This is a genomic window from Paraburkholderia pallida, assembly GCF_004524855.1.
In the GTDB taxonomy this organism is placed as follows: domain Bacteria; phylum Pseudomonadota; class Gammaproteobacteria; order Burkholderiales; family Burkholderiaceae; genus Paraburkholderia; species Paraburkholderia oxyphila.
Genome location: NZ_CP038152.1, coordinates 506,959 through 528,106, shown reverse-complemented (window position 1 = coordinate 528,106; position 21,148 = coordinate 506,959). Strand labels below are relative to the sequence as shown.

The window sequence follows — 21,148 nt, the reverse complement described above, 5'->3', positions numbered from 1 at the left end:
GCATCCGGCTCTCGGACAAGACCTCACGCCTTCGTACACGGCAAGTTACACCCAAGGGCCAGTCAGACGAACGAGACCGAAGTGCCCGTAGAGGTGCTGGAGTGGATAGCTCCCGCCCCTGCGACGCCTGACCTTGTGCTTGTTGCGTAACCACCGGCGCAACCGCGCAGCGGTGTAGCTATCGAGCGCCCGATACGCGCGCCGGAACGTGCCTACCTTGAAGTAGTTCGCCCAGCCGCGCAGCATGCGATTCAACTTGCTCACCAGCTCCGTGGTATCGAGCCATGTCATCGAAAGAGCGGTCAGCGTATGAATCTTCTCGACCATACGCCGGATACTCTTCTTTGACGGGCGCATGCCCATACGAGCCTGGCCAGTCTTCGCCGAGTACATCCGCCCAAACGTGTAACCCAAGAAGTCGAATTCGCCTTCCGGAACCGAACAGATTTGTGTCTTCTCCTCGTTGACCGTCAGCTTCAGCTTGCTCATGATCTCGCGTAGTCGCGACAACGCTTCTTCAGCTTTGCCCCGCTTGCACAGGATCACCAGATCGTCCGCGTAGGTCACGATTCGACTGCCAAGCCTTCGCTCGAGCCCGAGCTTCTTCCATGCCAGCACAAACCGGCGCATGTACACATTCGCCAGTAGGGGTGAGATGGGTGAACCCTGGGGAATGCCGCGTCTGCTGTCCTTGGCCTCGGTCGTACGTGTCTTCCGGCCTCGGTTGTCGGTTTCTTCAACGGCGCATTCCAGCCACATCCTGATCAGATGCAGCACGCGCCGATCCACGATGCGTCGCGCGAGCGACAACATCAATTCGGCGTGGGGAATACTTCCGAAGTAGTCCGCCAGGTCGGCGTCAACGACGGCCGTCTGCCCTCGGTGCAACCGCTCCTCCACCTCGACGACCGCTTGCTGGGCATTGCGGCCCGGCCGGTAGGCGTACCGCTCGGGTGGAAGGTCGGCTTCGAAGATCGGTTCGAGCACCAGCATCGCTGCTGTCATGCACACCCGGTCTCGCAGGGTCGAGATGCCCAAGGGCCTGAGCTTGCCGTTGGCCTTCGGGATAAACACTCTTCTGATAGGGTCCGGCCGGTAGTTCTCCTGCCTGAGCGCAAGCGCCAGTTCGTCGAGCCACTTCTGCACCCCATACGCTTCGACCTCCGCGAAGTCTTGCCGATCGACACCCGGCGCGCCCTTGTTAGAGCGGCACTGGGCGTACGCATGCGCCAGCACTGTTGGCGAGCGTCTAAATTTGACCCACTGTTTTCATCTAAATTTGACCCACCCCGAGACAGCGTAGTACATCTACGCCGATGTGGATAACTCTGCGTTGTCAGCCTCCTTTGTCGTTCTCTTCCTGGTTGTCCGAACCTTGGCTGAGCTCTCCTTGAAGCGCCACGATTCATTGCCGGTCTCGACGATGTGGCAATGATGCGTGAGGCGGTCGAGCAGTGCCGTGGTCATCTTCGCGTCGCCAAACACACTGGCCCATTCCCCGAAGCTCAGGTTGGTGGTGATCACCACGCTGGTGCGCTCGTACAGTTTCGAGAGCAGATGGAACAGCAGCGCTCCAGCGCTCTGGCTGAACGGCAGGTAGCCCAGTTCGTCGGGATCACCAGATCCGCATGCGTGAGCCGGTGGGCAATCTGCCCCTGCTTGCCCGCCGTTTTCTCCAGTTCCAGCGCGTTGGCGAGCTCGATTGTGGAGAAGTAGCGTACACGCTTGCCGTGGCGCTGCACCGCCTCGATGCCGATGGCGGTGGCCAGATGCGTCTTGCCCGTGCCCGGTCCGCCGATGAGCACGACGTTGTGCGCACTCTCGAGGAATTTCAGCTGGTACAGATCCCGGATCAACTCCTCATCGACACGAGCTTGCGTGAAGTCGAAGCCTTTGAGGTCGCGGTGTGCCGGGAAGCGTGCTGCCCCCATCTGGTAGGCAATCGAGCGGACCTCGCGCTCGGCGCCTTCGGCCAGCAGCAACTGCTGCATGAAGCGTTCGGGATCGAACTCGGTATGGCGGGACTGCGCGTACAGCTCGGACCAGCTGCTGGCCATGCCGTGCAGCTTGAGCGCCTTGAGGCGGGCGATGATGTCGTTAGACATGGCGATTCTCCGGTTCAGTGACGCGCAGGCGCTCGTAGCGACCAACGTCTGCGGCGGGCTCCTCGGTCAGATTCAGCTGGGTGGTAGCTGTGGCGCGGCTTGCAGCCGGGGCCTTCAGGCGGCTCAGCACGTTGAGCACGTGATCGCCGCTGGGCCGGCCCGAGTCGAGTGCGGCCTGGACGGCCTGCAATACTGCATCGAGCCCGTGCTCCCGTACGGCGCCCAGAACCTGCGTCATGACGCGATCTCCGCCGGGATGCCTCAGCAGGTGTCGCTGCAGTTCCTGAAGGGGCTGGGGCATCGTCGCAAACGGCGCGCCGTTGCGCAGCGCGCCGGGCTTGCGCTCGACCAGCGTGATGTAGTGCTGCCAGTCGTAGAACGTCAGGTGCCGCTCGAAGCTGCGCGTGTGACGGGTGATTTCCCGGTCATCGACGACGACGCTCAGCAGCGCCGGATAGCAGCGCACGCTCACGAGCTGGTTCACGAACTCGGTCGGCACGCTGTAGCGGTTACGCTGGAAGTGGATCAGGCCCGTCGATGACACGCGCAGGATCTGCTCGACGTAGCCGTCGAACGGGCGGGGGGTTGGGCATCAGCCGTGTGCGTTCATCCTCAAGCACATCCTCGACGCTCAGCTCCGGCCACTGCGGGTGCGGCATCTTCCACGCCTGGCGGCACCGGTCTGCGACCCATGCGTTCAGCGCCTCGAGCGAGTCCCAGCGATGCTGCACGGCATCGTGCCAGATCTGCCGGCGCTGGTCCTGCACGTTCTTCTCGACGATGCCTTTCTCCCAGCCGGCGGCACGGTTGCAGAACTCCGGCTCGAACAGGTAATGGCTGCACATCGCCTCGAAACGGGCGTTGACCGTGCGCGCCTTGCCGCGCCCGACCTTGTCTACGGCAGTCTTCATGTTGTCGTAGATGCCACGGCGCGGCACGCCACCGAAGGCGGCAAACGCCCTGGCATGCGCATCGAACAACATCTCGTGACTCTGGGTCGGGTAGGCCACCAGCCAGAACGCGCGGCTGGCGTTCAGCTTCACATGGGCGACCTCAAGGCGCCGGCGCAGCCCGCCCACGAAGGCGTATTCGCAGCTCCAGTCGAACTGGAAGGCCTCGCCCATCTCGAACGCCAGGGGAACATAAGCCTGGCGGCGCGGAGCCTGCGCCTGCCGCTCGCGCCAGCGCCGCACGAATATGCTCACACGCGTGTAGCTGCCGCCGTAGCCCTGTGCGCGAATCGCCTCGAACATGAAGCGCGCCGTGCGGCGCTCGCGTTTAGGCCGGTGGCTGTCAGCCTTCAGCCATTCCTCAAGCTGTCCAGCCCATGCGTCTACCACGCTCGGACTGACCCGTTTCGGGTACTTCGGCTCCGCTGCTTCTGGTTGGCGTAGCCACGTGCGGATCGTGTTGCGCGACAACCCCGTTCGTCGCGCAATCTCCCGCAGCGGCACCTTTTCGCGGAAATACATCCGCCTGATCTTGGCCAGCATACCCACCGTGATCACCTCTGTATCCCCTGCTCAAATAATGAGCAGGACATTCAATCACGTGGGTCAAATTTCGATGCAAATCACACCGCTAGGTGGGTCAAATCTGCTCGCCCGTTAACACCAGCACATCCTCGCGATAGATCTTGTCGTACAGCGCGTAGAAGCGGTACCCGGCTTCTGCCTTCGCTTTTGCGTGTAACGCCATCTGCAGCTTCTGAACACGAATCGGAGTTGATAGGTTGCCCAATCTCCACGTCCTCACTACGTATTGCGTCTGTCTTGAACTGAGGCCCCTTCCCTCCACCAGCATTACACCGGCTTCAACGGTAATACGGGCCTCTCCGTCACCCCAAGGCGCCCGGCCTGTCCCTCGCGGGCGTCCGGTTGGTCATCCCTGACCACGCCAAGGGGCTTCCCGTGTTGCGTGCGCTTCCCTTGTGTGCATGCTGTCGCCACTACCCCGGCGCAGCGACTGGGCGTCCTGCCTGCTCGTTCACCCAGCCATATCAGCCTTCCCCGTAATGGCAGTCGGGTCGGCCTGCGCATCGACCTTTTCGAGGCTTGCTCAGCGTTCACTCGCGTTACGGCCTGCACACTCGCGCTGTCACCGTATTTCGTGACACGCTATACCGAAGGCTTCAGCCATTTCGTTACCTCCATAGCTGCTCCGGTTGCTTCCGGCTGGAGCGGTTGCCGGGTGGGGCTTACACCCACTGGGAAAGCGCCGCCTTTTCACGGCGCACGCCATCTACGGCCGTTGGCCCGCACTCTCATGCGGCCATTCGAACGTCGGTGCCGCCCGGACAAGGGACATTCCCGCGTGGCCCGGACCTGCTTGTGCGGCGAGGGCGTACGCAGCACGGGCTAGGCGGACCGATCGCTACGACTCGATCTGTGCCTTCAGGAACAGCGAGAAAAGCTCGGACTGCGATTTGATATCGAGCTTCCCATAGACGTTCCGGCGGTGGACTTTCACCGTCTCGGCGGAGATCGCGAGCTTGTACGCGATCTCCTTGTTCGAGCGGCCACTCAGCATCAGTCTGACGACATCCAGCTCGCGCGCCGTGAGCGGCGTGCCGCGCTGCTTCATCGCCTCTTCGAGGCTGCCTTGCCACTGAGGCGTCTGCGGCGCGGCGCTTTTCTCCGCAAGTACTCCTTCGAAGAACATCCGTTGCCGCATCAATGCGGCCACCCAGGGCCGCATCAGGTCGAGCAGGGCGATCTCCTCCGGACTGAAGCGCTTCTTGCGGCCGAGCGAAAGACAGAGCGTGCGCGAGTCGTCGAGCTGGACGTTGTATTGCACCTCGTCCGAGACGACGTTGTGCGTGAAATAGAGCTTGTAGTAATCGGTCTGGTCGAAACACTCCGGTGCGACATCGGACAGACGGAAGAGCCCGCTCTTGAGCACCTCGCGATTGGCAATATAGAACGGATCCAGCAGATACAGGCCCTTCACGTAGTCGTTAAAGAGCGGATCCGAGCCGTCGCCTTCATACTGCGATTCGGCGAACACGTGCGGGCGGCCGTTGCTGAATAGCAGCGCGACCCAGCTGTCAACGTTCACGTACTCGTCGAAGTGTCGTGTCAGCGCAAGCCAGAAGCCCGGACGATCGACACACTCGATGAGCTGGCCGACCGACCGGTGCCACGCCACGTCCTGCAAGGTGAGATTCATGCGCGTACCCCCGTCGGGTTAACCAATCGACGTGATTATTAAAAGCGGCGGCAAAAGTCATACTTGAATTCGCCCCTGGGCGAAGGCTCAAGAGTATGCGGGAAAAGATCCGCTCATCAAAAAAGGTCCAACCATGAAGATTGAAATCGTACAACTGGCCGGTCGCGACGGCGACACGGTCTACAACTTGAACCGTACGTTACGGGCAATCGCCACCTGCGCCGCAGACACCGATATCGTCCTGTTCCCTGAAGCCCAGATGACCGGCTTTCTCGAAGTCGAAGAGCTAGCTGCGCTGGCCGAGCCGCTCGACGGCCCGAGCATTCGCGCAATCAAGGACGCCGCGCGCGAGCACGACGTCGCCGTGGTGACGGGGCTGATCGAGCACGATCGCGGTCAGTTCTACAACACGACGGTGTTCGTCACGCCTGAGGGCGTCGCGCTCAGCTATCGCAAGACGCACCTGTGGGTCTCCGAGCATGGCGTTGTGCTGCCCGGCGATCGATACGCGACGGTCGAATGGCGCGGCGTGCGCCTCGGCCTGCTGATCTGTTACGACATCGAATTTGCCGAGAGCGCACGCGCGCTCATCGAACTTGGCGCGGAGCTGTTACTCGTGACGAATGGCAACATGGAGCCGTTCGGCCACGTCCACCGCACGGCGATCATGGCGCGCGCCCAGGAGAACCAGGTCTTCGCCGTAATGGCGAACCGGGTCGGCGAAGGCAGCGGTGACATCACGTTTGCGGGCGGCAGCGCAGCCGTGGATCCGTTCGGGCGCATGCTGTTCGAAGCCGGACGCGAGGAGAGCCGCCACGCCGTCGAACTGGATTTCGCGCAGATCGCGGCAGCGCGAGCGCTCTACAACTACCGCGACGACCAGCGCCTGCCGTTCCCGGGCGAGCGCGTCGAACATCCTGATGGGCGTCGCGAGCTGCTGATTCCCTGAGCGATCTTCGGATCGGTCAACTTCTGCCCGGCCGCACGGCCGGGCGAAGAGAAAGGACGAGTGGCAGGATCAATCGGCTTTGAGCTTCGCCCAAAGACGGTTCTCGAGACGCATCAGCTGCGCTGTCATCGGCTTGCTGATGACCAGCTTGCGGTATACCTCAGGCGGGGGGAATACGGCCGCGTCGGCGAGCACCTCGGGACGCACCAGATGCCGCGACGATGGCACCGCGGACGGATACGACGTGTCGTTGGTCAGGGCCGCGCTCTCCTTCTCCGATAACACGAAGTCGATGAACTTTTGCGCGGCATCGGGATGCGGCGCGTCCTTCGGGATCGCCATCATGTCGAACCAGATTGGCGTGCCTTCGCTCGGAATCAGATACTTGATGTGATACGACTTGTGGGCGTCGGCGGCGGAGATGCGCGCGGAGTTGACATCACCCGACCAGCCGAGCGCAATACAGATGTCATTGCCCGCGAGGTCGCTGATGTAGCCGCTCGAGTTGAACTGCGAGATGTACGGGCGGATCGCCTTGACCGCCTCATAGGCGGCCTGGATGTCGGCCGGATTGTCCGAGTTGGGGTCTTTCTTCAGGTAGATGAGGGCGGCGGTGAAGGTGTCAGAGGGCGAATCGAGGATCGAGATGCCGCAGCTCTTGAGCTTCTGCGCGTACTTCGGGTCGAACAGCAGCGACCAGCTATCGAGCGGAGCGTCGTCGCCGAGCAGGGCCTTCACTTTCTCGACGTTGATGCCGAGGCCGTCGGTGCCCCACGACCACGGAATGCCATACTGGTTGCCCGGATCGTCCTTCGCGAGGGTCTGAGCTTGCCCGCAAAAAATGGATCCCTTGCTGAGTGTGTAAGACTCACGCAAGGAGGAAGGAAAGATGGGTAATCCGAGAGCACGGTACACGCAGGAATTCATGATAGAAGCCGTGCGCATGGTCCGGGGCGGCCAGAGCATGGCGGCGGTGGCAAAGATATTGGGTATCAGCCCTAAGACGCTGCACAACTGGGTCAAGGCCGATACTGCTGGCAAGCTGAACGGCGCGGGCAAACAGGTTTCTGCTGAGCAAATGGAGATTGCGCGGCTGCGCGCGGAGTTGGCGCGCGTGAAGATGGAGCGCGACATATTGGAAAAAGCAGCGGCGTACTTCGCGAAGGGGTCGGCATGAAGTACGCCTGGATTGAGCGTCACAGCCGACAATGGCCGGTTTCGTTGCTCTGTCAGGCGCTGGGCGTCAGCCCCAGTGGTTACCACGCGCGCAAGGCCCGGGATATCGATACGGAGCGCCCGCGCCGGCGCATCAGCCACGACTCCCTGCTGGTCCACATCAAGGCCGTGCACGCGCAATCCAAAGGCGAGTACGGCTGGCCTCGTGTGTGGAAGAAGCTGCTTGCCCAGGGCATTCGTGTTAGCAAGGATCGTGTCCAGCAGCTCATGAAGCTGCACGGCATCAGGGCGAAGACCAAACGCCGCTTTAAGGCCACCACTGACAGCAACCACAGCCTGCCGGTCGCGCCGAACCTGCTGCAACGCGACTTCTCGCCCGGCCGCCCTGATCAGGCCTGGGAGTACGGACATCACCTACCTCTGGACTGAGGAGGGCTGGCTGTACCTGACAGTCATCCTCGACCTGTTCAGCCGTCAGGTAGTAGGCTGGTCGATGCAGCCGCACATGCGCACGGAACTGGTGTCTGAAGCGCTGCGTATGGCGTGGTTTCGCCGCCGGCCGCAAGCGGGCCTGATCGTTCACAGTGACAGGGGTAGCCAGTATTGCAGCCGGGAGTTCCAGGACCTGCTCAAAGGCTACGGTATGCGCAGCTCGATGAGCCGTCGAGGAAACTGCTGGGACAACGCGCCGACCGAGAGCCTGTGGGGATCGCTCAAGCGTGCACGCATCCTCGGTCAGCGCTTTGCAACGCGTCGCGAAGCGATGGACGAGGTAATTGACTGGTTGAGCTTCTACAATCATTCGCGCTTGCACTCGACGTTGGACTACGTCAGCCCGATGCAATTCGAGCAGGACTGGCACGCCGCCCAGAATCAACGGGTGGCATAATCTGCACCCAGTTAAGGGATCCGAAATTCGCGGGCAACGTCAGTCTTCATGATCTCGGGGTCGAGTAGCGCGTAGTTCGATATGTGCGACCGGTCAATCTTCTGATAGATGCTGGCCTGCAACTGACGCGCCCAGTAGTAGTCGGACGGCACCACGACGTCATAACCGGAGGTGCCCGCGAGCAGCTTCGCCTGAAGCGTGTCGTTCGAATCGAACTCCTGGTAGACGACCTTGATGCCGGTGGCCTTCTCGAAGTTCGCGACCGTACTCTTGCCGATCGAATTGCCCCAGTTGTAGATGTTGACTACCTGGCCCTCGGCGTGTGCGCCCGGCATGCCGTGCCATACGAGCCCGCTCAGTACGAGCGCAGCGCAGGCCGTTTTCAGTCCTTTCCTTTTGTCCCCTACCATTCCACTTTCCTCCGTCGATGTTGTCAGCGAATGAGGACAAGTATGCGGTTCGCCGTTGATTTCAATAATCACGTCGATCGGTTAACCCGGGAGGGGTACATCCCTGAATTAAACCTTACAAAACGGGGCTGTGCGGCCGCTCCGAACCGCTACGCCAAACAGGCGAACCTGACCTTGTGGGGCAGATATTCGCCTTTCTGAACACGTGGCATTTGCCATGCGTCACGGTTAGATTTTGAATAGGTAAAGCCGTTTGTTTGTTCGATTCTTCTGCGGCAAGGCGCTCGTCCTGATATTCCCCAATGTCCGATGCGCCTCCGTGAACGGACCATCGTCGAACATAACGTCGAAGGTCTCTTGTGGGTCGGGAAGCGACGGCTGAATCGGATATCGCGTATGGCACGAGCCCTCTTTCGCCGCCGGCGCTCGAGGAGAACCCGCGCGCTCCCGTAATTGCGTTACCCATGCGGCAGCAAAGCCCAGTTCAATGAGACGCAGCCTGCAGCACAAATGCCATGGCAACTGCGAGGGAGTCGTTTCCTCCCACGCTCCATCGCCGCCATTTCCGACGAGTACGGATTGTGAACGCCTTTCTGAACATCTTGACGTCGACATCGCCTCGCTATATGCAGGTCAAGCGTAAGCCACAGCATGTCGTGAGGGTTTTCATCGGACACGGCCGCGCAAGGGGTTCGGTTTGTCGCCTCTCAACGGCGCCTCGTACGGCTCACGTGCCTGGGCTCTGCCATCGACCGGCAGCACGGTCGAAATGGCATGCTTGAAGACAAGTTGCACAGCTGGGCCAGCCTCCAGCAGAACGGCAAACTGGTCGAAGGCGGTCAGTTGACCGCTCAGTCTGATGCCGTTCACGAGGAACACGTTGACGGTAGTCTTGTCCCTTATGAGCGTCTGCAGAAAGTTGTCTTGTACGCTGGGCGTGCGGTCATGTTCTGAGGTCAACTCGACAGGTCCTTCGATTGTATGGACGATAGCAGAAGCCCGACATGGCAGTCTCAAGACCGCCGCACTGCGCACGGCATGAGGACGAGGACGCTTTTAATCCGAATTAGGTATCCTGATCAACAGGATGTCAGGACGTTGACCCCGGCTGTGGCCAGGGCCACCCCCTCTTCTCATCGGGCGCATCCCACTCCACAGACGGCTCAATCCTGACCGACGCCTCGACCGGACTCGTCTCCCCTGCAGCATCGCGCGCCGGTTCGTCCAAAGCGCCGCGTTTCATCTCGGGGAGCCCGGCTCCAAACCATTTCACCTTCTTCCGCATATGGGCGACATAGGCTTTCCAGCCGGAAGGATTCCGATCAAACAGGTCGTGTCGAACAGTCGACGCAAGCACCCTGTGGTCGAGGTCTGTCTCAAGCAGTTCCCTGGGCCACAGGAAAAACGCGCTGGCGACACGTGCGCCGAACTCGGCCGCAGTCATCCCCGGTGCGACCATTCGAAGGAACTCGAAGCCCTGCAGCGATTCCTGTTCGGCAAGTTGTGCGACCGGCATGTCCGGTTGAGCTGTTCTGGATAAACAGTTCGAGGCTTCGAGCATCGCCCCGAGGTGAAGCAGCAGTTCCCGTCTGTCAAATCGGTCGTCCATTGCAGTATCTCCGTGCATGACGCAGGATAGACCAATCGACCATCGGAGAGAAGCGATCGATACGCTCGCCGTATCGGTTGTTCCAGATGCCCCGCGCATCGCGCGCATCGGTCAAACTCATTTGCGTAGGGTTCCGCCTGTAGTCGACAGGGAGTCCTCCGCATGAGCCGCCATTCTCTTTTCGTTCGGATCAGAGCCCCTTCGCGCATGACAGCGGCACAGCATGCCCTGGCACTGCGATTACCGGTGTTGCACTTTCCGGGTGCTCATATAAATGTCGAAGAGTCCACCATGCAGACGGCACAGCTGTTCGCGCAGGCCGACAAGTTCGTGCTGGTCGCCCTCGCGCTCGCGTCGCAGAATCTCGCTCAGCAGGGCCGTCGCGCGGGAAGGCTTGTGCTCACGCCGCACCCGTGCCTCGGCCAGCCGCCCCGCGAGCACCGGTTTGACCAGGACCAACCAGGCTGGAAAAAAGCGGAAGTCCTCGCTGTCGCCCTTCCCCGGAAACTCGGCATCAAAGCGGCGGCGCAACGCGTCAAGCGATGCGTCACCCAGCACCGGCAATAACGCCACGAACCGTGCAGGTGCCAGCCACGCCAGTTCCGCGAGCAGCGGCCACGCGGCATCAAGGCCATCCGCCCGGTAGCACGCCTCGGTCATCCACGCGAGCGGGGCGGCGAGGTGCCACCACGACTCGATGCCCTTGACGCATTCACGGGCGGCTTCCCAGTCGCCGGCCCTGAGCCACAGGGGCGCCGCGTGGCAGTCGTCGGCGGCGGCAGAAAATGGCAGCGCCGCAGCCCGCAATGCCAGCGAGCGCCAGAGCGACGCCACCAACGGCTGCGCGGCGTGTCTGGGCAGCACACGAACCGCGGCTGGCACCACCTCGTTTGCGAGGGCGCGACGCGCTACCGCCAGGGCCTCGTGGTCGGCAAAGCGGACGACGGCCTTGGCTTCGAGTGCGTCCACCAGCACTGTCAACGCCGGCAGATCAACGTCGTCCGGGTATTCGCCAGCCAGTGCCTCCAGTGCGGAACGCGCGGATGCTGTATCGCGCTGCTGCAGGCACTCCGACACGTCATTGCGTAACATGACGTCTCGGCTGTCGGCGAAGATATCGAGCTGTTGCATGGTCCATGCGCCCCGAATGTGAACATCACGTCTGGCCAGACTAGCGGATTTGACCACGCTACGGAAGCTGCAATCCGCATGACGCCCCGTACACGTTTCATGGAAGAGCAGACTGGCATCCGCTGCCCGCTGCTCAGAACAGTTCCTGCTGCCGCACGTCGCGCGGTGGCGCCAGCGAGACCTTCGCGCGGCGAGCGGTGCGGCGGCGCTTGACCCGCCGCACGTGCGCCACAAGCTCCGCGTTACCGTCAGCCCCGTTCATCACGAGCGAAAACAGCCCCACCCCATCCGGCCGGCTTCCGCGCAATGCGCGAAGCGAGACCCGCAAGGCGAGGCGGCGCGCACGATCGAGCATCTGGGCGCGGCTCATCCCGGGCCAACATGTCGCGATGAACTGCGCAACCGGAAGCGGAAGTGACTCGGGAGCGTGTCCGGCGGGAAGCGCAAGAGCAACGAGTTCGAAGCGAGCAGGCATGCGAGGGAATGCGGGAGTTTGCGGTCCACCGCGTGCACGCGCGGCGCCGCGTCTATCCTGGCGGAAATCGTGATTCCGCGCAACGCAGACACGCGATGCACCGGGAGATTAAAGCTGTCGCCGGCATTGCCCGTTGCGTTGCCTGAATCGCGACAGGCATCGAAGGGTGCACGTCGTGAATCGCGCCGCCAGATCGTGTGTGCGTACGGGCAAAAACGCCGGCAGAGCGAACGCCTGCCGGCTGCTGCAGCCGATAGACCGGACGCAGCGGGCCGGCGTCGCCGGAGCGGGCGTCGTCAGCCACGACTGGATTGAGCGTTACTGTGCTGCCACTTCAGGCGTAGCAGCGACCTCGACCGCTGCCGGTGCCTTTTTCGTGGCGACCTTGCGCGGTGCACGCGTCTTTTTCGCGGGCGCTGCGGCTTTACGTGCCCGCACACCGTCGGCCGATGATGCTGCGCCGCGCGCGCGGGCCGTCTTCGTGGCGGGTTTTTTCGCAACAGCCGTTTTCACGACAGCCTTTTTCGTGACGGATTTTTTCGCGGCAGCACGCTTCACCGGTGCGCTTTCCGCAGGAGCCGATTTCACATCGGCAGCCTTCGTGTTCGTGCCTGCGCCGATGAGGAATTTCGATCGGTCCTTCGCGCCGCTGATCCAGGCCGGTGCCCGCCCGCGACCGCTCCACGTCGCGCCCGTCTTCGGATCGGCGTATTTCGGTTCAACGTGATGCACGCCTGTTCGGGGAGTCTTCGCTGCACCTGTCGCGGCCAGCGCGGATGGCTTGCGGCCACGCTTTTTCCCGACAAAGCTCTCGATGTCAGCGACGCTCAGTCCGTACTTGTTCATCAGATCACGGATTTTGGTCAGTCCGGCCGACGACTGTTTTTGAGCGACCGTTGCCGCCTGCTTCTGAAGTTTTGCTATCTTCAGGTTGATCGCATCCAAAGTCACCATTGTCTTCGCTCCTTTTAGGGTTTTCGGTTTATGCGATCCTGAAACTTCCCTGGTACAGCGAAGTTCATTCTGGCCCGTCACGATTGACGCCATCGTCGCGACGCAGATTATGGCTTTAAAGATCCGCACGCGCAAACCGTAAGCTGACCCTGGCACTCGAGGGCAGCCTCGAAATAAGTTGAACTTGCGGAGAAATTACTTTTGCCGGAGACACTTTCGTCTTCCGCACTTATATCTCATGTCGAGCAAACCCACGTATTGGGCCTGAACGCCAGCACACGCGATACATCGTTAATACGCCTGGATAGTCAGACCCGTCTCGTTCGGGCCTCTTCTTCGGCTGGCACATGATCCCCTGGAAGTATCATGGCAATCCTGGAACGGAAGTCCTCGCATATCGCCTGGAACGATTGCGTCTCAGACAGTTCTCCGGTGCCAGGAAAGAGCCCCTATTGTCCATGCATGAAAACGTGATTTCCGACGCCTGCCATGGCGGCACGGTTTCGGTGAAGTATTGAGCTAAACAGCCTGAAAATCAGGGTCCACCGCGATATGCCGGCCACCGGATGGCCCGATAAAATCGCGACATTAGCGGTCAGTTGTGCCGAGGCGCCTCGGACTCCCGTGAGTGCGTTGCAGCACGGTGGTCGCTCCATCAAGGTCGCCAGCACAGAGTCAAGCCAGATACGGAAAGGAAGCGTGGACGAACGCAAACGGGAAAGCATGGTGGCCTATCTGCGTCGGAGGATGGCGGAATTCGGCATCAAACCCGACGATCTCGCTGAATCCATCGCACGTGATCAGCGGCGGCACAGCAAAACACGTTACCGCAACGCCGCGGGGGAAACCTGGGACGGCAAGGGTGAAATCCCGCAGTGGCTTCAACAGGCGATGAGCGCCGGTCAGTCGCGCGAGCATTTTGCAATCAATGGGACTGCCCGTGAAGTGCCAGGAAAGCACTGCGGCATCGACTGGCGCAATGATCCATTTGCCGGCACCCGCCTCGCCAGAAACGTGCGATCGTTGGCATCTGCGGGCTGACTAACCCGTGATATGCCGCTCCAGATATTCTGCGCAGAAGGCGTGCAGCCGTTGCACGATCTCGGTCCGGTAATCCAGGAACCAGCCTGACTGCAGATTGGAAAGCCGCAGAAGACTCGTCTCATCTTTCGGAAAAGGCCAGTGACGCACCTGCGGAGCCAGTTCCCGGGCGGCGGCGACCAGCCGGGCGCGGGTAAGCCAGTCGCATCGCGCACTGTTCGAACTCAGCCAGATCCAGGATGACTCGATCATGTGGTCCGTTCTCAGCCAGTCGCCATTGCGTGCCAGTGCCACAAGCTGCCCCACCACCAGGAAAGCGAGCAGCTCCGCTTTCGTCTCTTCGTCCATCAGCGTCCTCGTTTCGCCCCGCCCGCCATCACTGAACGATTGGCTATCGTCGTTGAAAGCGGCAACGCGTCTCCCATAACCGGTACCCTTATCCGCAACCGCGCGCGCCTGAAGACCACGGCCGCAGACATGCCAAGTCCGAGCAGGCGTTCCTCCGGCATGGCTCAACCCACGCTACACTCCGCACAGTCCCTGTTCGCAGGCGGGTACCCATGCCGTGTACAACGCCGCCAACCCGCTACCCAAACGAAACTAACATGGAAGTACGCGTCAGTTACGAGCACAGTCTCGTTTCCGCACCGGACGAATTCATCGTTCACGTCCCGTCACAGGTCGTGGCCGACGTGCCTGCGAACATCCCGCGCGCACTGCTGGCTGAATATGTCGCCAGACTGATCATTGAACGGTCGCCCTCGATTGGCCAGATCCGCAACCTCAGGCTTCTCTAGACGGCCCCCGCCGGATGACGGCCCTTCACGAACGCTGCGCCCCGGGGACCAGCCTCAGGTCCGGCAAGCTCCCCCATTGCTGTGCGCTGGTGTGGCCGCCGTCGGGCGTTGCCTAAATATAGTGTGAACGACTGTTAGTTGCAACACCTTCCACTGCCGCGTAGTCTCGACAGGCCAGGTTGATGGTGCGGGGCAGCCCGCGGGATCACTGTCGGACATCGAATTGCCGCCCAGGAGAGGCGAAGCTGTCAGTGGCCAACGGCAAAGCAACGCAATCCAGCCATCATCACATTGGGAGGAAGCCGTCCTCTGGCAATGCGCGCAGATTGCAGCGTCAAAAGTAGCGGCGATTGAGGTGGTCGCGGCACCACAAGGTGTGTCGGCACCGCAGAATCCCTCAAGATTCTGGCCATAACGCACCCCGCATGTACCGGATGCTTAATTGAATAGGAATCCGATGTTAATATAAATGAAAATTATGGCTACCTATACGCCACATTGTCCGTCTGGCGCGTATATGCTCGGCAAAACGAAGAGAAATCCGCATACGATCTTGGAGCCGAAATCACCGTAGCATTTCGCTGACCCGTGTGGCCCGGCTTCTTGTTGTTCTTTCCGCCGTCGCAGGCACACCCGTAGCCGTTGCGCAGTCCAGCCGGGACATCATCGGCGCCGCGCGTCTCGGTTCGGGCTATTCACAAATTCTGAACTTGATCGCGACGCCGGACATCAGCTCCGCACACCTCGACATCTCGGGTGTGCAATCGCTCACCGTTACCCGGATCCCCTATGAGGGCAGTTTGGCAGCGCTTTCGGATCGGAACAGTATTGGCTGGCGAGTTTCCGCCGGTTACTTTCGTGAAAAGGGCACGTTCGCAATCGGCGGGCCGAACGACGCGGCAGGTAGCATCGCGAGCAAGTGGTTCGCATTCAGCGCGACGGGCGGCCTGTTCCTGAAAAGCAAACTGGGTTATGGGTTCACATTTGAGCCTGGCCTGGACCTTAGCGTGGCCAGGCTGCTCAATGACGCTTCGTATGCGGGCGCAGCGCCTACCCTAAAGCCACTCACTGACGGGCCGTTGTTCAACTGGCACGAAAACGCATGGCTGATTACTCCGAACACCGCACTCGAATGGACGACGAGCATAGCGCCAGCGCAGACGCTAACTATTCGTGGTCATATTGCGTGGTCCTGGGTCTCCAGCTTTGATGAGTCGGATCCTCTACTGCGATTCAGGGAAGCGGCCGGCTCATGGTCGATCCAGTTGGCTTACGCGGGACCGACGGGCGCCCAGCTGTTTGCGCGCCCCTTGAATTACGTCGTCAATACGGGATATGGCGGATTCTTCGGCCCCAATCATGGCGCTCTTGGGTTTTCAACGATCGCGAACATCGGGGGCGGATTCGAACTTCCGCTTTCGCGAGACAACGCACAGTCGAAGCGCCTACGGGTAGGAGCAGCCTATCTATTTGGTCCCCACGTCGAAGGGTGGACAGTCCGTCTGGGCCTGGCGTATTGATCGGTTCAGTCAGATTCGCAAGGTAGGAGCGTCTATTGCTTCCTGGACTTTAGACACTCGAACGCCGTCGCCGACCGTTGCTAAGTGGCAGTGGCGAGGCAGCGAACGAGACCGAGATCGCGATGAAGCAAACATGCAGAGCCGCAGAAGCGGCATCGACTGGTAAATCAAGGGGCGCGACGCGCTTCGGGCCTCTGGAATTTTCGGGACTTCCCATGCACGGGAGTGTGATAGGCAAGTCCGGTAAATTCGCGACGCAGCCATTGGGCGACGAGGCCAGCGATGACAAGCTGACCGATTCTCCACGGCGCAATCTTGCGCATCGGGAAGTCGTCGGCAATCGCCAGGCTGAGCAACTGCGTGAGTGTCCAGGCGCACGAACGAATCTGCATCCGGAGTTCGAGTGCGGTGCGCGTCCGCTACCAGAGTTTGTTGAATACCCACCAGCGCTTGAGATTGTGAAACAGCGGTTCTATGCCCCAGCGGCGCGCGTAAAGCTGAACGATGGCTTGTGCCTCCAGATCCACTTCGGAAGCCAGGATCAGATGTCGCTTTGTCCATTCCTGCCGCTTGTCGTTGTAGAACTGGCACCAGACGGCGCGCACCGTCGTGCCCTTGAGGAAGCGAGCCACGGCGACTATCGAACGCAGGCGTACGAGCTGTTCCTTGCCGTAGAGCCTTATCGTCAATTCAGTTGCGGGCAGCGCTTCGATGACCTCAGCGCAAAGACGTTTGCCATAGATACGCGGCCGTCCACGCCGGGACCCACCGGATCGTACGGGCTGCAGAAACAGCGCAGTATCGATACGCGCCTGGCCGATGACGTGCATGTTCCGACGCAGCAATGGCAGGACCAGACGCGCGCGCATGAACCAGGAGTCGAACAGCACACGTATGGAGCGCTCCGTCACACCCGAGACCGCACGCACAAGCGCCAGCGCAATCTCGAGCTTGGTGGTGTTGCCCGTTTCCGGAACCAGTCGCGAGATGATCGGCAGCACCACGCCGACGCCCCGCTCACACCCAGAGTCACGATGCATTGCGCCCAGACGTGTTTGGGCCGGTTGGTCTTGCCGCTGTGCTCGTGTCGCCAAGCCACGCCCGGTGCCTTCTTCGAGCACCGCATGATCAGCGTATCGTCCAGGACAATGGTGAGCGTGCCGCTGGGCAAGTCTGCAGCACCAGTCTCAGCAGCGCTCGCGCGATTGGCACCGTACGCCAGGTGCCGCGCTCCAGAAGCTTGAAATACGCCGTCCAGTGACCGCACCGACTCACGGCGTTGCTGTTACCTTGCACATCCATGTCGACGAGCAGTGTCTCGTGTTCTCGTGAACCAGAGACACCGGCGAGGCTGCCGGACGGTGTTGTTCTCTCCGGCCCACCTTTCTGATCGCCCACAGCCCGAAGCGGCAAGCGCTATGCATTGTGAAATACAGCGCCGCTACCCGAAGTGCATGACATGTGCAAAAATCAAATCACCGCGACCTGATCCAAAGCGAATCCTCGCCGTCTATGGAAACAGCCGATCTTGAACCTCAGGTGCTCGCCAGTCGTCTCGGCGTGGAGTTTGGACTCGTACGCCAGAACAGCACGATCGGATGCGTGATTACGATCGCGACGCTGGAAGCGTATTTCTGGCTCGAGCCACACGCGAGCGACGCCCGCATCCTCAAAACCTTTCGCGATGGCTACGGCCGCATCCGCGCGATAGCCGAACGGAAGTTGCTCGCCCGTCCCGCGACACACATCGAGCTGACGCCGGCGGATTTCGCGCGCCACTGAGGCACCTGCACGTTAGACGGCTACCCAATTGCTCCTTTCAGAGATTTGGAATTGTACGTTTCGTAACTCCACGTAAGCGCCCCCGCCTCTGCGCAGGTCGAGATCCCATAGCCCATCGAATGGGTGCGCCCCCAAGACGACCGCTATTCCCTCACCGAATCGGCCCGGGCAACCGTGAAGCCACCCGTTATCGGCGCGCTGGTCGACTATCTGCATGCACTGCCCGACTCCGCGGCGTTGCTCGCGAGACTCGCGGAACCGGGCGAGCCATAGCGTCAACTTGAGAATCGCCGACTACGGCTACAACTTCGACAAAGCACCGGACGATTTCTTCGACTCGAGGATCCGAACATCGCCCATGATATCGCGTGCGAGCCGCCGTGCACCCGCCTTCGGACTCATCGTCGAAGCGCTGCACCACCGCCGCGATGCGGGTGTTTTCGCCTGCACTACGATGCCCTGCGATATCCTGATTACCTGGTTGGCACACTAATTGAAGGGCCTCAAACCGTAGGCCGCGTCGAAAGTGTCACAGTTGCGACATTAGATGGGTCACCACGCGATCAGACTACCGCGCCGAATGCCGAAGAGCATGGCTGTCTGGTATCGACGAGGCGTGGTCGAGCGGGCCGCGTACCAGGAATGGGATCATGCAATTCGTGGTCTCGACAGTCACGCTACTGCCAGTCCGGAGCGGTCTGTCAAACGCCGCGAGCAGACTATTGCCGCAGACATCTTCAAGGTCCGGGGCAACACGAACGGAGTACCACCCCCCCGCCCAGGGCGACGCAGGTGTATAGCGCCATCGTCTTTCGCCACGATCGACCGAGATACGCCCCGGTATCAGTGATTCGCAGTCCGAATCAACCACAATCGCATGTCGGAGCAACGCCCAATCCAGCGGTCTGGGAAACAGGATCGTCAGAGGCTCCCGGCTCTTCCCGACAGGCGACAGGACCTTCCAGTGCGCGACCTCGATAGGCTCGCGGACTGCCTCCCCGGCAACGAACGGCTTGTAGAAGTTCTGGCGTAATAAACGACCTGACAAGTCGACCATGCCTGAACCGATGGCCAGTACGTACCGTTGCCCAGCCCGCAGCGGTGGGCCCAGTTCGCGATTCGGTCCTACCCAGCGCTTCAGCCTGCCGGGATCCAGCAGGACCGTCAGGCACCGCATGCCCCTGTCCCAGAGCTCGAGCGGCGGCCGATAGAGGACATCGGGCACAGGCCGTCGGTCCGGGCCCAGAAGCCTGATCTGTTCTTCCACCCGGCCGCGCTGCATCGGCCCGGAAAAGCACACGTAGAAACGAAGCAGGTTTTCCGGCAGTACGTCGGCGGACGGGAAAATACCACTCACGGAGGTCGGCTCGGTACTAACCGGGCTCGGAAGCGAGAAGTCGAGCGTCAGCACGTTCTGGCAGCCCGCGCGGCAGAGCGGCCGTGGATCGAATCTCGCGCGATAGCGCAGGCCCGATTCGAACGGAAAACGCGGAATGAATCGGACCGCAGCCTCCAGGAATTGATAGCGGCCAGGCACATTCGGGAGATCATCACAGCAAGGCGCATCTGGTTCGGCGACGTTCACGCAAAGCACGGACTGCAGCAAGCGGTCCGAACGCCGGTGTTCATCAAGAAGCCTGACCAGGTCAGAATCGAGGTTGTGAACGCCAACGCAGGCCACCCCGCTCTCTCCCGCATCGTCATCCACCCGCAATGTCGGCTGGAGCATCACCTGAATCCTCATTCAATCTCTTTTCGCAATGTCCGCACCTGGCTGCCGGACCGGCGCCCTGGCATGGTCGATCTCGTTACGATGCTCCCGATAGTGGAAAGGATCGGGACCATTTGGCCAGTTCATTTCCGCCATGCCCAACCTGCGGTCGAAGAAGTACGGGACCATCAACGTGCCGACGTCCAGCCGATACGACGTCTTCGGGTGCCGCCAGACGACGACCGCCCTTTTCGGATCGAGGATCGCGAGATGTTCCGCACGGATCGGCAGATCGCGCTGCGTGCGGCCGAGGCCGCCCGGTCCAAAATCGATCGGGCCACCGGTCGGCTCCGGTTTCGCCGATACCAACTCCGCAGCCTCGATGCGTGAAGCGCTGCGTACGTCGATAGTGACCAGCAGATAGTCCTTGTGATCGAATGGATCGGTATAGATCAGCATGTCCAGCGGGTTGGCCCCATAGCCCAGCTCGCCGATCGTGTCCCCACGCACGTGAGCGCCGTCCTTCAAGTCGTTCAGATCAAAACGAACGAGCGGCGTGCAACCGTACACGGCAAACAGATAGGGCTTCCCCTGCATCTCGCGGATCAGTTGCCGGATGATCGGGGCACGCGTTTCGAACTCGCCGTGCGTGGGATGCCAGATCTCGACGGTGCAGGTCGCCTGGCGCGAGTTGAATGGGTACGGGATTCGATACAGTGTCGACGCGAATCGCTGATTCGAAATGCCGGTCACGAAAACCTCGCCGTTGTAGTACTTGACGTCCGTGATGGCATACACCCGCTGCGGCTCGAATTCGAGCATCGCCTTGCGGTCCGGCTCGTTCGGAATCGCGGCTTGCGTGTGCGGGATGCCGTCGAGTTCGAGCACCTCCAGTTTGCCGTGGTCGATCTTCACGATGGCAGGTATGGCGTCCGGTCCGCGCCCGCGCTCGACCGAGATGAAGATCTGCCTGGAGGGCTGATGAATCGCCATGTCGTTGACGACGATATGACTGACGGTGGTGCCGAAAAGCGCAGCGAGTTTCTGATCGAGCCCGAGGACCAGATCGCGGCCCTCGAAATTCTGGAAATTCCCCACTTCCACGTCGGCTTGCGAGGTCAGATCAGCATTCCTGAGCGCGAACGCATGGACGGCTGCACCCGTGATATCGCCAACGAAGAGAACATTGCCGGGCCCGAACTCGAGCGCGCCTGCCGACCGGAGGGGACCGCCAGAGTGCAGCGACGCGGATCGCTCCACATTGGCTGCAGTCTTCTCGTACCCGGCCAGCGCCGGTCCGGACAGGGCAAGCATGAGCGCTGAGGTCGAGCCTGCCCGCAGGAACGCCCGCCTCGAGCGATCATTCGTTGCCGGCACAGCTTTTGTCGACTTGTCCATGGCGATCCCTCGCTGTGGCGTTGACGTTCGGTT

General features: G+C 61.2%; 16 protein-coding genes and 6 pseudogenes. 6 read left to right on the top strand and 16 right to left on the bottom strand.

Annotation, left to right across the window (positions count from 1 at the left end):
* Positions 1–45 precede the first annotated feature (45 nt).
* The 5 genes and pseudogenes from ltrA to E1956_RS45145 form a co-directional block, all read right to left on the bottom strand.
* Positions 46–1,236 (bottom strand): annotated as a pseudogene (ltrA, locus tag E1956_RS45165) (group II intron reverse transcriptase/maturase); the annotation flags it as partial.
* A gap of 72 nt (positions 1,237–1,308) precedes the next feature.
* Positions 1,309–2,105 (bottom strand): annotated as a pseudogene (gene istB, locus E1956_RS45160) (IS21-like element helper ATPase IstB).
* Positions 2,098–3,604, bottom strand: a pseudogene (gene istA, locus E1956_RS45155) (IS21 family transposase). The pseudogenes istB and istA overlap by 8 nt, the downstream one beginning before the upstream one ends.
* A 115-nt stretch (positions 3,605–3,719) precedes the next feature.
* Positions 3,720–3,908, bottom strand: a pseudogene (locus E1956_RS45150) (group II intron reverse transcriptase/maturase); the annotation flags it as partial.
* 570 nt (positions 3,909–4,478) lie between these two features.
* Positions 4,479–5,273 (bottom strand): LuxR C-terminal-related transcriptional regulator, encoded by a 795-nt coding sequence (locus E1956_RS45145; protein ID WP_133197137.1) that lies wholly within the window; start codon positions 5,271–5,273, stop codon positions 4,479–4,481.
* 133 nt (positions 5,274–5,406) lie between these two features.
* Between E1956_RS45145 and E1956_RS45140 the strand changes: the two genes are divergently transcribed.
* Positions 5,407–6,222 carry a carbon-nitrogen hydrolase family protein gene (locus E1956_RS45140; RefSeq protein ID WP_134760562.1) on the top strand — a complete coding sequence of 272 codons (816 nt, stop codon included), beginning with the start codon at positions 5,407–5,409 and terminating at the stop codon, positions 6,220–6,222.
* 69 nt (positions 6,223–6,291) lie between these two features.
* Here the strand turns inward: E1956_RS45140 and E1956_RS45135 are convergent, their stop codons facing one another.
* Positions 6,292–7,098, bottom strand: coding sequence for an extracellular solute-binding protein (locus tag E1956_RS45135; RefSeq protein ID WP_232072527.1), 807 nt, complete (start codon positions 7,096–7,098; stop codon positions 6,292–6,294).
* A 13-nt stretch (positions 7,099–7,111) separates the two neighbouring features.
* Between E1956_RS45135 and E1956_RS45130 the strand changes: the two are divergent.
* Positions 7,112–8,287, top strand: a pseudogene (locus E1956_RS45130) (IS3 family transposase).
* 11 nt (positions 8,288–8,298) lie between these two features.
* Here the strand turns inward: E1956_RS45130 and E1956_RS45125 are convergent.
* The 6 genes from E1956_RS45125 to E1956_RS45100 form a co-directional block, all read right to left on the bottom strand.
* The gene (locus tag E1956_RS45125; RefSeq protein WP_134760558.1) at positions 8,299–8,697 is read right to left on the bottom strand and encodes an ABC transporter substrate-binding protein; all 399 of its coding nucleotides are present in this window, start codon (positions 8,695–8,697) and stop codon (positions 8,299–8,301) included.
* A gap of 666 nt (positions 8,698–9,363) precedes the next feature.
* Complete coding sequence (gene hfq, locus E1956_RS45120) at positions 9,364–9,657, bottom strand: RNA chaperone Hfq (RefSeq protein WP_134760556.1); 294 nt, start codon at positions 9,655–9,657, stop codon at positions 9,364–9,366.
* A 130-nt stretch (positions 9,658–9,787) separates the two neighbouring features.
* A complete protein-coding gene (locus E1956_RS45115) occupies positions 9,788–10,306 on the bottom strand; it encodes a hypothetical protein (RefSeq protein WP_134760554.1) in 519 nt (172 codons plus the stop codon).
* A gap of 240 nt (positions 10,307–10,546) precedes the next feature.
* Complete coding sequence (locus tag E1956_RS45110; protein ID WP_134760552.1) at positions 10,547–11,437, bottom strand: hypothetical protein; 891 nt, start codon at positions 11,435–11,437, stop codon at positions 10,547–10,549.
* 133 nt (positions 11,438–11,570) lie between these two features.
* Positions 11,571–11,792, bottom strand: a complete 222-nt coding sequence (locus E1956_RS47315; protein ID WP_232072525.1) for a hypothetical protein — start codon at positions 11,790–11,792, stop codon at positions 11,571–11,573.
* A gap of 438 nt (positions 11,793–12,230) precedes the next feature.
* Positions 12,231–12,866, bottom strand: a complete 636-nt coding sequence (locus E1956_RS45100) for an H-NS histone family protein (RefSeq protein ID WP_134760549.1) — start codon at positions 12,864–12,866, stop codon at positions 12,231–12,233.
* Positions 12,867–13,565: 699 nt separating this feature from the next.
* Between E1956_RS45100 and E1956_RS45095 the strand changes: the two genes are divergently transcribed.
* Positions 13,566–13,907, top strand: coding sequence for an H-NS histone family protein (locus E1956_RS45095; RefSeq protein ID WP_134760547.1), 342 nt, complete (start codon positions 13,566–13,568; stop codon positions 13,905–13,907).
* Here the strand turns inward: E1956_RS45095 and E1956_RS45090 are convergent, their stop codons facing one another.
* Positions 13,908–14,255 carry a hypothetical protein gene (locus tag E1956_RS45090; protein WP_134760545.1) on the bottom strand — a complete coding sequence of 116 codons (348 nt, stop codon included), beginning with the start codon at positions 14,253–14,255 and terminating at the stop codon, positions 13,908–13,910.
* 257 nt (positions 14,256–14,512) lie between these two features.
* Here E1956_RS45090 and E1956_RS45085 point away from each other — a divergent pair, with 257 nt between their 5' ends.
* Together E1956_RS45085 and E1956_RS45080 are read left to right on the top strand one after the other, a co-directional pair.
* Positions 14,513–14,704: a hypothetical protein gene (locus tag E1956_RS45085; RefSeq protein ID WP_134760543.1), complete on the top strand. Its 192-nt coding sequence runs from the start codon at positions 14,513–14,515 to the stop codon at positions 14,702–14,704.
* Between the two features lie 590 nt (positions 14,705–15,294).
* Positions 15,295–16,224, top strand: coding sequence for a hypothetical protein (locus E1956_RS45080; RefSeq protein WP_134760541.1), 930 nt, complete (start codon positions 15,295–15,297; stop codon positions 16,222–16,224).
* A gap of 167 nt (positions 16,225–16,391) precedes the next feature.
* Here E1956_RS45080 and E1956_RS47985 read toward each other — a convergent pair.
* Positions 16,392–17,490, bottom strand: a pseudogene (locus E1956_RS47985) (IS701 family transposase); the annotation flags it as partial.
* A 246-nt stretch (positions 17,491–17,736) separates the two neighbouring features.
* Here E1956_RS47985 and E1956_RS45070 point away from each other — a divergent pair.
* Entirely contained in the window at positions 17,737–18,006 is a 270-nt protein-coding gene (locus tag E1956_RS45070; RefSeq protein ID WP_134760539.1) for a DUF1488 family protein, read from the top strand.
* A gap of 568 nt (positions 18,007–18,574) precedes the next feature.
* Here E1956_RS45070 and E1956_RS45065 read toward each other — a convergent pair.
* Together E1956_RS45065 and E1956_RS45060 are read right to left on the bottom strand one after the other, a co-directional pair.
* Positions 18,575–19,750 (bottom strand): hypothetical protein, encoded by a 1,176-nt coding sequence (locus tag E1956_RS45065; protein WP_134760537.1) that lies wholly within the window; start codon positions 19,748–19,750, stop codon positions 18,575–18,577.
* Positions 19,751–21,115, bottom strand: a complete 1,365-nt coding sequence (locus E1956_RS45060) for a hypothetical protein (RefSeq protein WP_134760535.1) — start codon at positions 21,113–21,115, stop codon at positions 19,751–19,753.
* Positions 21,116–21,148 lie beyond the last annotated feature (33 nt).

What these genes read in the sequence shown, in the direction of transcription:
- E1956_RS45090 (WP_134760545.1), bottom strand. Translation starts at nt 14,255, where the DNA reads ATGGACGAAGAGACGAAAGCGGAGCTGCTCGCTTTCCTGGTGGTGGGG.
- E1956_RS45085 (WP_134760543.1), top strand. Translation starts at nt 14,513, where the DNA reads ATGGAAGTACGCGTCAGTTACGAGCACAGTCTCGTTTCCGCACCGGAC.
- E1956_RS45115 (WP_134760554.1), bottom strand. Translation starts at nt 10,306, where the DNA reads ATGGACGACCGATTTGACAGACGGGAACTGCTGCTTCACCTCGGGGCG.
- E1956_RS45140 (WP_134760562.1), top strand. Translation starts at nt 5,407, where the DNA reads ATGAAGATTGAAATCGTACAACTGGCCGGTCGCGACGGCGACACGGTC.
- E1956_RS47315 (WP_232072525.1), bottom strand. Translation starts at nt 11,792, where the DNA reads ATGCTCGATCGTGCGCGCCGCCTCGCCTTGCGGGTCTCGCTTCGCGCA.
- E1956_RS45110 (WP_134760552.1), bottom strand. Translation starts at nt 11,437, where the DNA reads ATGCAACAGCTCGATATCTTCGCCGACAGCCGAGACGTCATGTTACGC.
- E1956_RS45060 (WP_134760535.1), bottom strand. Translation starts at nt 21,115, where the DNA reads ATGGACAAGTCGACAAAAGCTGTGCCGGCAACGAATGATCGCTCGAGG.
- E1956_RS45065 (WP_134760537.1), bottom strand. Translation starts at nt 19,750, where the DNA reads ATGAGGATTCAGGTGATGCTCCAGCCGACATTGCGGGTGGATGACGAT.
- E1956_RS45100 (WP_134760549.1), bottom strand. Translation starts at nt 12,866, where the DNA reads ATGGTGACTTTGGATGCGATCAACCTGAAGATAGCAAAACTTCAGAAG.
- E1956_RS45145 (WP_133197137.1), bottom strand. Translation starts at nt 5,273, where the DNA reads ATGAATCTCACCTTGCAGGACGTGGCGTGGCACCGGTCGGTCGGCCAG.
- E1956_RS45070 (WP_134760539.1), top strand. Translation starts at nt 17,737, where the DNA reads ATGGAAACAGCCGATCTTGAACCTCAGGTGCTCGCCAGTCGTCTCGGC.
- E1956_RS45125 (WP_134760558.1), bottom strand. Translation starts at nt 8,697, where the DNA reads ATGGTAGGGGACAAAAGGAAAGGACTGAAAACGGCCTGCGCTGCGCTC.